9 protein-coding genes are annotated in these 13903 nt (G+C 43.0%); all 9 read right to left on the bottom strand.

What is annotated here, in order from left to right:
* Positions 1 to 21: 21 nt before the first annotated feature.
* Positions 22 to 396 (bottom strand): VOC family protein, encoded by a 375-nt coding sequence (locus tag G4P69_RS05695; RefSeq protein WP_208339248.1) that lies wholly within the window; start codon positions 394 to 396, stop codon positions 22 to 24.
* 349 nt (positions 397 to 745) lie between these two features.
* The gene (locus G4P69_RS05700; RefSeq protein WP_208339247.1) at positions 746 to 1993 is read right to left on the bottom strand and encodes a cytochrome P450; all 1248 of its coding nucleotides are present in this window, start codon (positions 1991 to 1993) and stop codon (positions 746 to 748) included.
* A 471-nt stretch (positions 1994 to 2464) separates the two neighbouring features.
* Positions 2465 to 3130 (bottom strand): glutathione S-transferase family protein, encoded by a 666-nt coding sequence (locus G4P69_RS05705; RefSeq protein ID WP_208339246.1) that lies wholly within the window; start codon positions 3128 to 3130, stop codon positions 2465 to 2467.
* Positions 3131 to 3409: 279 nt separating this feature from the next.
* Entirely contained in the window at positions 3410 to 5014 is a 1605-nt protein-coding gene (locus G4P69_RS05710) for an FAD-dependent monooxygenase (RefSeq protein WP_208339245.1), read from the bottom strand.
* 78 nt (positions 5015 to 5092) lie between these two features.
* Positions 5093 to 8455 carry a ferritin-like domain-containing protein gene (locus G4P69_RS05715; RefSeq protein ID WP_208339244.1) on the bottom strand — a complete coding sequence of 1121 codons (3363 nt, stop codon included), beginning with the start codon at positions 8453 to 8455 and terminating at the stop codon, positions 5093 to 5095.
* Positions 8456 to 8759: 304 nt separating this feature from the next.
* Complete coding sequence (locus G4P69_RS05720; RefSeq protein WP_208339243.1) at positions 8760 to 10310, bottom strand: flavin monoamine oxidase family protein; 1551 nt, start codon at positions 10308 to 10310, stop codon at positions 8760 to 8762.
* A gap of 341 nt (positions 10311 to 10651) precedes the next feature.
* The gene (locus tag G4P69_RS05725; RefSeq protein WP_208339242.1) at positions 10652 to 11536 is read right to left on the bottom strand and encodes a c-type heme family protein; all 885 of its coding nucleotides are present in this window, start codon (positions 11534 to 11536) and stop codon (positions 10652 to 10654) included.
* Between the two features lie 321 nt (positions 11537 to 11857).
* Positions 11858 to 13480, bottom strand: a complete 1623-nt coding sequence (locus tag G4P69_RS05730) for an MFS transporter (RefSeq protein ID WP_208339241.1) — start codon at positions 13478 to 13480, stop codon at positions 11858 to 11860.
* A 136-nt stretch (positions 13481 to 13616) separates the two neighbouring features.
* Positions 13617 to 13847 carry a peptidoglycan-binding domain-containing protein gene (locus G4P69_RS05735; protein WP_208339240.1) on the bottom strand — a complete coding sequence of 77 codons (231 nt, stop codon included), beginning with the start codon at positions 13845 to 13847 and terminating at the stop codon, positions 13617 to 13619.
* Positions 13848 to 13903 lie beyond the last annotated feature (56 nt).

The following is a 13903-nucleotide window of genomic DNA, read 5'->3' on the forward strand; positions in this document are numbered from 1 at the left end:
ATACTTCTGCTCAGCAACTTCTTATTTTTGGCAATCGATAGTGAATGGATTTCCTTCAGGATCAGCACCTTCAGCTACTTGTAATCCTGGTGAAGGAGAACGAATAGCACTGAGTTTAACCCCGCGTTCTGTGAGTTCTTTGTGAGCTGTTTCAATATCATCTACGTGAAATGCTAAGAGTGTGGGTCTATCTGTACCTGCTTGCTTCTGCACATTACCATGCAATACTAAAGTGCATTCACCTGTTACAAATTCTACCCAGTACTTTTCACTTTCTTTTTCTAAACCTATTTGGTGTTTAATTTCAAGTCCTAACATGTCACGGTAAAATCTTACCTGGGCGTGGATGTCTTTTACGTAAAGAATAGCTTTGGTTAAACCTTTAATAACTTTCATGATTTACACTTTATTGATTATTTTTTGTGGGATGATTTTTAGGTGCCCGGTTTGTGAATTGAATTTTATCAAGAAGAATTCAGGAGGAGCCAGTTCTGCAGATTCATCCTGAATTCTGTACAAGTGCTGAAGCAGCGGGGTCTTAGGGGTTTTCCCCATGAGCGATTGCTGAACCCGAAGGGCGGACGAATATTGGTTTAAAACCTCGTCCCTTATAGGCAAACAAAGATGAAACTTTTTTCCTCATTTAAACTCCATCCCTTTATTGGTGGAGTATTCTAACTCCTGACTCCTTTTTATCTTTAAGACTAAGTTTTTTTTGAAATGGGGTTTTTGTGCTTAAGAGCTATTACATACCTACTGGTTTTCGGAAGCCAACATGTAGGTGATTGGGACCATGAAATACAATGTTGTTTGCCCATTCGATCTTCTCGTCTAGTAGACGAAGTTCAGGTAAACGGTTAAGTAGGACATTCAAAGCGATTTGTCCCTCGGCACGGGCTAGCGCTGACCCAAGGCAGAAATGGATACCGCTGCCAAAGCCACAGTGTTTGTTGTCTTCACGCTGTATATTTAGGACATCCGGATTCTTGAAGCGCTCAGGATCTCGGTTGGCAGAACCAAGCATAAGTCCCACACTTTCCCCACGTCGAATTAACTTCCCACCGACTTCAATGTCTGCGTATGCCCAGCGAATAATCATCTGGATTGGGGTATCGTAGCGAATTAACTCCTCTACAGCAGGAGGAATCATCTCGGGGTGCGATCGCAGCATATTAAGTGCATCTGGGTTTTGCAGCAACGCCAAAGTTCCCTTGGCAATCAAGTTAATTGTGGTTTCGTGTCCTGCGGTTAACAGGTGAGTACAAGTAGCGACGATCTCAAAGTCGCTGAGTTTGTCGCCCTCATCAGCAGCCTTGACGAGTGCTGAGATCAAATCCTCTCGCGGTTGGGTACGTCGTTCTGTAATCAAAGGGGTAAAATAGTCAATAAATGCTTGAGCTGCTTGGTTTGCCTGCTCATAGACTTCCGGTGGCGGTGTCAAGCGGGAGGCGCTGGCATGTTGCATAGCAAGAGCCCATCGACGGAATAACGGCAAGTCTTCTGGATCAGCACCTAGCATAGTGGCGACTACTTTGGTTGGCAGAGGAAAAGCGTACTCTTCAACCAAATCCAACTCTCCACGGTTCTGGATTTTATCTAGCAGATTATCGGCGATGTGGAAGATAGCAGGACGGATGTTTTCGACAATCTTTGCAGTAAATGCTTTGCTTGCCAGTGACTTGAGCCGTGTATGATCGGGTGGTTCCCGGAAGACAATCCACTTACTAACCAAACCAAGAAACGCTTCATAAGCTGTCGGCACAGGAGTGGTTTCCACTTCTTGTTTTACGAATTCCCGCCCAAATCTGCGGTCTTCCATCACCTTCATAACATCATCATACTTGAAGATGTACCAAGCTCCTGGCAGCTGGGGATTTGAAGAAATCCCCCAATGAACTGAATCTTGTTCTCTATAGCGTTCATAGACCTTGTAGGGGTCTTGTATAACTTTAGGTATAAATGGGTTTAATCTTTCTATTGTGGAAGTAGACATTTTTTATCTCCAACAAAATTATAGATAAACAGAATCGTGTCTTTACAAACGCAGTGTAGATAACATCTGTGTCATCTGATTCCATCCGGCATTGAAAACTCGCGCTACAGATAGTCTTTTCTCTAAACACCTAACGTAATTTGCTAGTGATATCTAGTAAACCGTTTTTGTGTCCTGTTAGGGCGTGAATCTGGGCGAAATTTTTGAAGTGTAGGCGAGGAAAATCTAAGATAGTTATCTTATCATATCTAAATAGGGTTCAGAGAATTGAACTTATGCAGTAAGCTCAATTGCGCAGCACCACCACAAACGCATCAAATCAGCGATCGCACAGTTGGTTAATCAGCCCCTCTAAGTCAACAGCTTCTGAAATCACTTCAGGCAAAAATGGATTTAATCTCTCCATTGTAGAAATGGACATTGTCAACTCCAATGAAAAATAGTATATTTTTTGAATACTCAAGGGTTCTCTTAAGACACCAGTTGTAAGGGATATTGTAATCCAGCAAGCATTTGCATCATCTGGTCGCGTCCCTCGCTTTGAACTTGAGCTACAGATGGTCTGGACTCCAAACGCCTGACGTAACTTGTTAAGTTAGGAAGGTGTTTGTAGTTGTAAACTATACGTAGGTATGCAAGGGTGGGAGCAGCAGCACAGTCCGCGATTGTAAACTCTTCGCCTGCTAACCAAGTACGATTCGCCAGTTTTTCATCAAGTAGAGCGATCGCTGTTTCCAATAATCTCTTTGCTTTGACGACTTCTTTTTTTCCTCGCTCTTGTTCTGGACGCTGGGTATCAGCAAACAGCATTTCTCTCCCACCGTTAATGTATACATCGATTATTCGTTCCAACATCCGCGCCTCTAAGGCTTGTTCTTGGTCAACAGGAATGAGGCGGGGTGTATTTTGAAATTTTTGATCAAGGTACTCAATAATGATGTTTGCCTCAAATAGAATATTTTCTTTTTCACTAATCAAGGTAGGTATTTTAGCAAAGCAGTTAATTTGCGTATACTTTTTCCGGGTTTCCGGGTCAAAAAGATTCACTAAAATAGGTGTAAAGTTAGCTTCTTTCTCATACAAAGCGATGAGGACTCGCTGGCAGTATGATGATGCTGGGGCGTAGTAAAGTTTCATAACTCAAGTAGATTTGTGCAATAGTTCTAGAAGACGAACACAAACGTAGACGCAAGTGAGAGCGGGTGAAACCTACTTAGCTTATTCTTGGTGTTCTTAGCGTCTACAGCCCTCCCCTTTTTGGGCAAGGAAAGGAGTTATCGTCGCTTCGCTCCTGGGTGTGGGGTTGCAAGTTTCGGGTGTAGGGAATATCGTAGGAGTTTGAGGACACCCCGCCCTATAAGTGCGATTCGGTTTGAATCCCTATACTCTTGCCCCTACCCCCTACACCCTGTTCAATTAAAAGCAGCCTCTAACTCGATCAATCAGTGCTGTTGGTTCTTTAGGTAGCGTATTACCTCTCCAAGCTACGTGTCCATCAGGTCGTACTAAAACATAGCTACGCTCGTAAAGCTTGGCAATTTCAGGGTTTTCACTGTGCTGGCTGATGATTGGTACTCTTTTTTGTTGGCAAGCATTGACAAATGACTCTACTTCCTGTAAAGAAGAATCAAAGCACATCAGCACAAACCCATGACCGAATAAATCAAGGGTCGATTTACCAGGTTCTAACCAAGCGTGGGGTGCACGACAGCCAGGGTAGCTACTCTGCTTCCACTGGTGAGGATCGTCGCCGGGGGGTGTAGCCTCGTCGGGGATAACGACAGGAGATTCGTACCGAAAGCCAAAGTGAACCCCAGGCGCATCAAATTCGCGTTTAACGTTACTGCGTTCCATACCCTCAGCCATTGAAGAGCGAAGTTGTTCGCCTTCAGGGGAATCTTGCATAATGATTGGTGGAATGGCGCGTTTTTGCGTGCGTTGCAAGTTGGCGTTTGCCTCTTCCATGTTTCGGACTGCAATTGGGCGACGTTCAATTTCATAGGTGTTGAGCAATTCAGGTGGAGCCCAGCCTTTGAGAGTGGCGGCTAGTTTCCAGCCTAGGTCAACTGCATCACCAATCCCGGTGTTCATACCGAATCCGCCAGAGGGTGAGAGTGTATGGGCAGAGTCGCCAACGAAGAAGACTCGTCCTGAGCGGAAGTGGTCTGCAACTCGGTGGGTTAGACGCCACTGCATATTGGAAACAATTTCGATAGGGGTATCGATTGATATAGCTGCACGGATGGCTTCGTTGGCGTCGCGCATTTGACCGTCTTGTTGCGGTTTTAGAATTAAGCGATACAATGAGTTGCCATCTACTGCTCGCAATGGTTCTTGGATAGTTGGGTTGACTAAATAAAAGACCATTGCGTTGTGTAATCCGAGTTGACTTGCTAGTTCAGGTGCCTTGAAAACAACACTTTGAAATACTTGGGTGGAGTGGAATGTGGGAGCTTCAACCCCACAAGCTTTACGTACCATACTACGAGCCCCGTCGCATGCTACCATGTATCGGGCGTGAATGACTTCTTTCGACTCTTTTTCCAGGTTTGTCACCTGGGCGATTACACCATCATTGGTTTGCTCAAAACTATCTAAGCGAGAAAGAAGCCGAAGTGATCCTTGTGGATATTGTCCTAGGTGGTTTAGGAACACCGGGGCAAACCAATTTTGAGGACATACTTGCTCTAGCTCCGGGGAGTAGTCAGGGAGCGATCGCTCAGCATAACATGGGAAGTGGACTCGGTATATTTCGTGCCCTCCAACAGATGTTACCCAGGCAATATCTAGAGTATGGTTGGCAGGCCAGCCAGCATCGCGTATTTGCTGAGCAATTCCCCAACGGCGGCAAAACTCCATTGAGCGTGGCCCCACTGTACTTACTTTTGGGTCAGTAACTTCGCCGTCGGTTTGCTCAATGAGGATGCAATCTATACCTTGGTAGCGTAGCTCCACGGCCAATGCTAGACCAACAGGTCCGCCACCAATTATTAATACATCTGTTTCAAGAATGTCGTTCATAGCTATTTCCTGGGGTTTGTGGGTTTAGTGCTAGTTGTTTGTCGTTTATCCCAAACTTCTAATTAATAAAGAACTATTTCAATGGAACAAAGACTGAGGATTATTAGCCAAGCCTTCAAAGAATCTCGCGTAGAAATCGAACAGTGAACAGACACTGCTGGGGATAACTTCACACTCTCGAGAGCGATTTGCTAGTCCCTGAAATCGTCGAGCGATCGCACTCATTGCCACTTCAGGTGTGGGAATATAACTAGGTGAGGCAATCTCAAACGATGGACCTGCTGTTTTACCACGTTTGCCCGAGGGCATACTCATCAGCAACTCACCTAGGGGACGCATCATACCAGTCATCACATCAATGCCAGCATTCATTAACTTAGAGCGTCGCAAGCTACTAGTAGGCATCAAACCAAAGTGCTGCACCATTAGCTGCATCATCAGAAAATAACTTTCATTAAATATCTCCATTACCGCGCGGGTTTGGGGGACGGTGACGACATTGGTGTTGTAATCTCGGTTGTGGAGTGACGGGTTACGCAAGGCGGGGTAGGAGGGGTTCCAGGGCAATTTGTCTCCCGTCCGGGGATTTATCATCTGCTCTTTAGCAAGCGCATCTGCCAAACGATAGAATTGCTGGTAGTGGGAACGCTCAAATTTGGGTGATTGAGCGTTACATCCTTCTCCCTGCTCAACAATCAAGTCGATGGCGAAGAGTGCGCTATTTAGATCGTCAACTTGGAGCTGATAGTCTGGGTGAACTTTATTAAAGTCATCACGCAAGAATAAACGATGCTCTCCACCAACAGAACCCTTTTTAACCACAAACAGATCTGTGATGGTTTGCAACCCCTCTCGAATCTGATAGTACAGTTCACTTAACGAACCATATCCGTGTAGACGGTCAATAGTTGGATCTCCAGATATAGGCTCGTTGGCAAGGTTTTCTTCCAAGAAATCGGGCATTTCCAAGCGAATAAAGCGCTGTAAGGATGCAACGTTGAATGGTTCTAGGGCAAAATCTACATCAATGGGAAAGCAACGGTTAAGTTCGGCGAACTTAGGTACTGCTGGGTAGAAAGGTTCCCCAATTGCCATCAATATATTATTGACCATCAAAAAGTGAATCATTTCCTCACGGGAAATTTCCAGCAACACTCCGCGCATACCGTAATTATGTACTTCCTTACCGTCGCCACAAGCTAAATGCAACTGTTCGGGAGTCCACAAACCGCGACGTACATACTCAGATCCAGTAACGTAATTGGGGATAGAGTATGCTGCATAAACGTATTGCAGCATCACAGTCACTTCTAATTCAGCCGCTTGTTGCAGAGCACTCACCAATTCATCACGAGTTTGGATCGTGCGCTGGGCGGTCTTTGCTTCGGGTGTAGCAGGAGGAACGTAGCCGACTCGCTGCTGATGTTGCAGGAACTTTCGCAACAGCGCCGTCTTGGGTTGGGACATATCTCGTGATGGAGGCATATAGTAGGTCTTGTATTTGTTACGAGGGTCAGACATCTGCCACATCAGTCGCGCGTATGTTTCAACCTTGCACTGGTCAGCAAGACTGAAGACATCTACTTTCATGAATGAGAAACTAAACTCGTAGAAAGCAAGAATGTGTTTATATATAAGGTCAAAATCTACAGCTTCATCCGGAATATCTTCTAAATGCCAATCGTCACTCATCACCCGTACTGCAAAAAAGCCAGCCCCAGACCAAAAACCTAGTTGATCATTGTTATCGTAAGCAATTTCCGCTTCATTAAGGCAATCTTTATCACACAAAAGCTCGTCAGATCGAGCGGACAGCAGTACTCGTGTCGTTCCCGGTTTAGCACCACGTAAGGTTACCCAGGCGCGCCCCTCAGAGTTGGTGGCAATAACACATGTAGGAGCAAAGTCTCCCTTAGCTTCTCGCTTCCCTGGCTTAAAGTGGACAATTTCCATCTCTGAACTGCGGGGATAATGAAAAGTCTTACCGATATTGGCTTCTTGTGCTTCAAACGTGTAGCGTAGTTGCGGGAATGCTCTGGGATTGTAGAACTGGCGCAGGTAAATCTCCTTCACTGCTGCCGGACGCCCTCGAACAAAAGACCGCACCTCTAACTCGACTGCATAGTCTTCACCTTGTTTCCAATTAGGAAACTCGACAAACAGACAAGCGTCATCTGTCTGGAGATTTATTTCTTCTTCTTGAACCAGAATTTGCCGATCTCCGTCAGGGGTTGTCCCGATAATGCATAATTCCTGCTGTTCTATTTCATCGCGCAAATTTTCAAATTGTTCCGTTAAAGGTACATCTACAATCCCACTTGTTAGACGATGCGCCTGTTGTTGGTATGCCTGCTTGGGGATCTTTGCTATCAACCGTTGAGTCTTAGTTGTACGCACTTCCAAATTGCCAAGGTCTAGCTTAGAATTTATCTTATGGGTTGGTACTGGTCCTGGCTTTACGGCACGTCCTACCCCAGGCACTGCAGTAATCATATTCAAACTCACACCTTGAGAAGTGACTTGTAGGGTAAGGTTGGAAAGCAGTCTAGATGAAGCTTCACCCTCTTGAAGTGTATACCGGGGGGTGAGTAGCCGACCGTGAGGATAGGTACTAAGTTCTTCTTTACACCATAAACCAATAGTGCCGTGAAGTTCCCAAAAAGAAGGGGAGTCAGGTTGAACTGGAGCGGACATATTACTGATACTAAATTGCACCACCAGTCCCAAAACATGCTCTTCGTTCATTGCTTCTTGCAACATCGATACTGTGGGCGACTGGGTAACCTCTTCACCCCACAGAAAATCTTGAGATTCTTTAGGAATTGCAAACTGATAAACAGCAGCTCGTTTAAACTCATGGTTAAGGCAGTGTTCCGGTAATTCTCGAATGTGGTTGAAATCCTGCCAGCGGGCTAACTGCATACCTGTGATGGGAGCAGAAAGCATATAGGGGACTTCATGGGAACCGCCTTGACGTCCAAAACCCAGCTGACCCAACATGATTGTATTAGTCCAGTTAGAAGCTGGGTCACATTCAAAGAAGCGAGCGCGATTGAAACTAGTTTTGACGTAATCGTTATAATGACCCCATAAATCAACACTGCACCCTACTACTGGATCTTGTTGGTCAATGTGTCCAAACTCTCGTTGAGTGCTAACAATTTGTGCTTCGATAGAGAAGTGACCATTGCCACCAAAGTCCCACCCCATTGCCATACTAAAAGAACCATTTTCATCTAATTGCCCTTCGGCATTAAACCGAGGACCCAAATTATAAAGATATTCGTGGTACTCGGATGCTGGTAGGGTGTGGTCAAATGGCTTACCATCTTTATAAACTATGTTGCTACCGACGTCAACCAGACCGTTTTTATGTCCTGTAGGTGCGTGAATGCGGGCAAAACCTTGGAAGTGTAGGCGAGGAAAATTTAATATACTCATATTTACACTTATACATAGTAAGGCAAGAAAGCGAAAAATTAGTTAGGGTTGGTAACCATAAGTTGACTAGGAGTATATAGAGTGAGAGCGAATATACTTATGCACTTGTCTGAACTATATACTTAGAAGGCAATATCTGCGCTTTTGTAGAACTGACCCAGGAGTTACCGAAAAGCTTAATTATTGAACTACTAAAACCCGAATAACGACGACTTCGTAAAGTGTGAGTGAGTCTTGGCGACGCTGGAACTTTTTTGATTTGCCCCAGAATACAAACACAGGATTGTGGGGCAAATTGAGATGATTAAGCAACTTTAACAGACTGACGATTTTGATTTTGTTGGAAAGTTTTACCATTTTCTACACTGATAAAAGGAGACTTGGTCACTGTTGCAGGTTTATGGGATACGATATCGTAAATAGCTTCAAGTGTAGACTCTATCGAACCTTGCAACCAAGCCGGATATTTGGAGCAATGTTCACCAGCGAAGAACAGAGTGTTTTGCGGTCTAGCGGCTTCCAAGTAATTAATGCTATGGTTAGATTCATCCGACATATTATCTCCCCAATGAACTGTGCATCCCCCGGCACTCCACTTGTAGTTACCCCAAGCAATTGAAGCCACGTCCGCAACCATACTAGGAGTTTGAAGTTCGGGGTGAACTTTGCCGACAATATTTTTGACGTAGTCATGACGCTGTTGCTCAGACATATTTCCTAAGCGGTCAGCATCATCACCAATAGTGTAGCTCGCTAACATTACACTACCACTATTTGGGTTGAATTTCACAGAAGGATAATATGTTTGGCGAACTCCCTCACCACTAAAGGATGCACCACCTTTGATCCCGTGTTTTTCCCAGAAAGCCTGCTGGGTGTGGAATGCCACCTTAGTTGCAGGACAGTAGATCGTTTCGTGGATTGAATGCATTTTTCTGCTGTCAAACCCGCTTAACTCCATCTTCCGCAGCACTGAGAAGGGAATTGTACATAATACATAGTCGCATCGACGGGTATGTAACTGTCCATTTTCTACCCAATCAATTTCTGTATAGTCTTGACGCACCCGTAGCGCTACAATTTCTTGGTTACACTTAATAGGAGCCTTGATAGAGGATACCAGACGTTGGATAATTTGATCCATTCCCCCTTTGATCTGTAATAAATCGTGACTAGTCTCAACGACGATGTCTGAAAGGAACATATCTAAGGCTTTACTGCAACGAGCCCGAAAGCCAGGGTTATCTCGAATAAATGACTGTAGGTCAATAGTCTCACCATCAGAGCTAAAATAAGCGCCTAAATCCAAGCGTTCCAACTCATCCATTAAGTGTGACTTTAGATCAGCGTCTAAACTTTCGCGTAAATTGCCAGGGGAGATGGCATCGACAATTGTTTTCAGCCATGCTGCAAAAAGCCTTGTTCTTTCACTGTAACGAGTATCAGTAAAGATTCCTTGATAGCGCTGTTGGAATAGACGAGGTGCGTCCTTAATGCGGAAAATATTCCCTTCGACGTTCATGAAAGCGTTGTGTTCTTCAAAGACTGTAACAAATTTGCACAACTTGTCAGCGAGTCCCAATTCTTCGACATAGTGTAGTGTGTGCTGATGTTCTTTAGGAATGCGCATTGCTCCCAGCTCTGCGTAGGGCGCTTGTTCGTCGTCACTGAAACGATGAGTCCAAATTCGACCGCCAACTCGTGGGCTGCCTTCCATAATATCTACTTCATGACCCATACGTTCTAGCTCATAGGCAGCAACTAAACCAGCAATTCCAGCACCAAGGATAGTGATCCGCTTACTGGTTGGGAAGTTAACTTGTCGGCACATATCCAGTATGATTTTGGTGTCCATTTTTAGATACCTCTCAGAAAAAGTGATTAAGGAAAACTTGAAAGATGGTGTTTAGGCGGAAAAGCTGTTTACCTTGGGAAGTGCTTTTGCTTGTTGCTCCCTTGGCTCCTGCGTTTCAACCTCTTCATTTCTTTCATACCCATCACTCAACTGGGTTTATGCACACCAGATCAGCAATCGAAAAAAATTTGGCTCTTGCTGTGCTTATCCGGAGGTTAGTACCTACTAATGACTCATTGCAAGCTGACCCTTGCAAACCCCTACCGAGAGCCGCTAGAGAAGCCTCTGCAACAGGAGAAAGCAGGTAGGGGTGATTGGCTTCATCTCTTTGCTTTGGCGATTTACTTATTATTTAGAATCTTGAGAGCGATTTCTAAACTATACTTCATCCGGTTGAAAGCTTCTGCTAAAGCTCCGATTTCATCTTTGGATTGTTTCCCAAAATCAGCATCCATATTGCCAATACTAACTTGTTCTGCCACCGCAGCAATTTTTTTAATGGGTCTTAGAACCGTTCTTCTCAACAAGGAATTTATGGTTACAGTGATGATTGTAAAAATAATTCCTAAAACTACTATAACCTGAATAAAAGACTGATTAAAAATTTTAAAAACGTCTTGGGTTGGAACATAAACTATTTGAGTTCCAATGATATCATTAAGCTTCCAACCAAAACCATTTTCTGCACCGTATGTTGCTATTTGACTCTTTGGAGCCTGCTCGGGAGTAGAATGACACCGTAGACACCTTGGTTCTTCAATTACAAAAGGTCGCGCACTATAAAACAGTTGCTGCCCAAATAATTTTCGGTAACCAACTAAGCTTTTTAAACTCAAATCTTTGCGGAATTTTTGAACAATATCAGCTTCAAATGAGTCGGCTTTGTCTACTAAATTTGTTGGGTTTAGAGTGGCATTTTTGTGAATATAATTTTTATACTCTTGTTTTCTGTGCAAAAAATCAAACACTTCTCTCACAGAGAAAGACGGTATCGCTTCTGGGATAAATTCTTTTTTGCTATCAATTGTAGGTAATAATAAAGGTTGTACTTTATCATTAGTATATTGTCTCACCGAGTTAGCAAATTCCATAAGTATCACTGCTTTATTACTTATTTCTTCTTCTGTTTTATAACGAATTACATTTGCTAAAGCAATACTGCTAATTAAAATACTGCCAATAAAAACTATCACTAAAATGATATTTACTTTTGTTCCGATTTTCATGGTTTTTATTTTAATTTTCTACAGATCCTATATAAATATTACACATAATTGCCTGATTTTTTAATACTATAAAAAATTTTTATGAATCTTCAGCACCTGTTATTACCAACTCTTAATTAAGCATTATAGTTTTATTTTTGACTTTCTCTTAAAATACTCTGAAGTCTCAAAAAATAAATGACTTTAGCTATCCCGCCGTAATCCTCCCGCTCCTACCGTTTCTTATATTCACCCCCCCTGTAGTTCCCCCTTACTAAGGGGGAACTACAGGGGGGTAAACTTATACGCATATTTATGGAGAATTGATATTAGATACTCTGGCTAGGATATTTCAAACATAAATGTCATCAAATCTCGTCGACCAAGACTAAACCTTAATCCCGGTTTCAATTTATACCAAATTCCAGGGACTAAAGGATACTTATTAATATAAGTTCCGTTAGAACTGCCCATATCTTGAATATAGTACTCGTTTTGGTCAAAGCGAATCTGAGCGTGAAGACGTGAGGTAAGTCCAGAATTGGGTAAGTCTGAAACGTCTACCTCTACAGGAATACGACCATTTGGCTTGCCGATATAGATGACTGAGAAATCCTCAGGTAGTTCAATTATTCTATTAGTTTGCACATGCAATAGTTGGGCAACTGGTTGTTGCAGAATTGTAGGCGCTGCTATAGATCTTGGAGCTTCAGGTTGAGCAAAAAACGCTGTTTGTGATGTGGGAGCAAGGGTAAACTCAGATTTCTTAGGAGTTAGCAGCAGATGAAATACAACGAGTGAGAACACCGAAAAAACAGCACTTATATAAAAAACTGCCTTTGTTCCCCAAATAAAATCGATCAAGGCTCCAAGCAAGGGACCAAGTGTTTGACCCCACGATTGAACTGTCGAATTCACCGCCATAAAACCTGCTCTAGATTCTTGTGCGGAAAGTCCAGCTAGTAGTGCTTGGGTGGATGGAAATGATAAACCAAAGGCTGCACCAAGTAAACAAATCGGAATAAACAGTAGCCAAATGTTATTAACTAGCGGAATAATTAATGTTCCCAGAGCAAACAGAATAAAAGCAATTTTGATTAGCTTAATTTCTGAGAAATGCCGCACAAAGAATCCTAGCTGGGAAGCGACTATAGCAACAGATATTGATATAGTGGCAAGCATAATGCCAATAAATGAGTCCGAAGCCTTGAAAAAATTTCCTGCAAGGATAGGAATATAAGTAAAGCAGGTTCCAATTTGCAATGTAAATAGCGCCATTGCTGCAAAGAGTAATCCCAAGACGTGAGGATTGTTAATACTGTTCCAAGTTTGACGAATATAAGATTTAAGTTCAACTTTTTGCACTGGAGCTTGATGCGTAGTTTGATGCTTGGGAAGTTTTAGTCCTATGAATATAAGCAGTGCAACAAAAATGGCAATTAGTGATGTTAAAAGTGAATATCGCCAACTAAACGCTGCTAAGAATCCGCCAATAAGAGGAAAAAGAGCGGAACTGATACCAATCAAGCTAGCGTTAAATCCCATCACTATTGGCATCTTTCTCCCAGAATAAATATCGCCCATAATTGTGAACACTAGAGCTTCTAGACTGGCAGCACCAACACCTTGTACAAATCGCCACTCCAGTAGCGCGCGAAAAGTTTGGGCAACCCCACCTAAACCTCCACCAAGAGAAAACAGCAACAGTGAGGGAATGAGAATTTGTTTTCTGCCAATAGTATCAGCTAACATTCCAAATATCGGAGTTATAATCGCACCTGGTAACTGATACAGAGTTGTTACCCATGAGACTTGCTCGCTAGAAACCTGGAAAAATTTTTGAATGGTTGGCAGAGAAGGATTGAGAATATTTCCTCCTAAAACTACAATCAAAGTTATACAGCTTAAAATATATAAATTCCGATCCTTGAATATATTCGTCGGACTCTTTGGTTGGGTTGTCATAGTTGATTGACTTATTCCTTTGGTTTTCATGCTTTTATTATTTAATCAACTAACGGGTTACTTTGTAATTCGTAGAACTGGTATTTAATGATATGGCGGGTTGAGTATTTAACCCGCCATTCACTTAACATTTAGGTTAAGCGAGAGCAGCGCCTAACTGTTTTCCAGTTTGTGGTCCAACGACTCCATCTACTGTTAAATTGTGGTCTTGCTGGAATTTTTTAATAGCGTTTTCGGTATATTCATCGAATTCACCATTAACGCCATTAGGTCCAATTTCATATCCCAGTTGGGATAAATCGCGTTGTAAACGTTCCACAAATGCACCTGTAGCACCACGTTGTAGAATTGGGGACGGTTGAGTCATTGTTGTTTCTCCTTTTGGTTTACACATTTAATAAGTAGAGGTAAACCTTTGAAAGA

Origin of the sequence: Aetokthonos hydrillicola CCALA 1050 (genome assembly GCF_017591665.1) — a bacterium.
Classification (GTDB): domain Bacteria; phylum Cyanobacteriota; class Cyanobacteriia; order Cyanobacteriales; family Nostocaceae; genus Aetokthonos; species Aetokthonos hydrillicola.

Excerpts from the sequence above, each read along its gene's own strand:
- G4P69_RS05700 (WP_208339247.1), bottom strand. The coding sequence starts at position 1,993 with ATGTCTACTTCCACAATAGAAAGATTAAACCCATTTATACCTAAAGTT.
- G4P69_RS05725 (WP_208339242.1), bottom strand. The coding sequence starts at position 11,536 with ATGAAAATCGGAACAAAAGTAAATATCATTTTAGTGATAGTTTTTATT.
- G4P69_RS05730 (WP_208339241.1), bottom strand. The coding sequence starts at position 13,480 with ATGACAACCCAACCAAAGAGTCCGACGAATATATTCAAGGATCGGAAT.
- G4P69_RS05710 (WP_208339245.1), bottom strand. The coding sequence starts at position 5,014 with ATGAACGACATTCTTGAAACAGATGTATTAATAATTGGTGGCGGACCT.
- G4P69_RS05720 (WP_208339243.1), bottom strand. The coding sequence starts at position 10,310 with ATGGACACCAAAATCATACTGGATATGTGCCGACAAGTTAACTTCCCA.
- G4P69_RS05695 (WP_208339248.1), bottom strand. The coding sequence starts at position 396 with ATGAAAGTTATTAAAGGTTTAACCAAAGCTATTCTTTACGTAAAAGAC.
- G4P69_RS05735 (WP_208339240.1), bottom strand. The coding sequence starts at position 13,847 with ATGACTCAACCGTCCCCAATTCTACAACGTGGTGCTACAGGTGCATTT.
- G4P69_RS05715 (WP_208339244.1), bottom strand. The coding sequence starts at position 8,455 with ATGAGTATATTAAATTTTCCTCGCCTACACTTCCAAGGTTTTGCCCGC.
- G4P69_RS05705 (WP_208339246.1), bottom strand. The coding sequence starts at position 3,130 with ATGAAACTTTACTACGCCCCAGCATCATCATACTGCCAGCGAGTCCTC.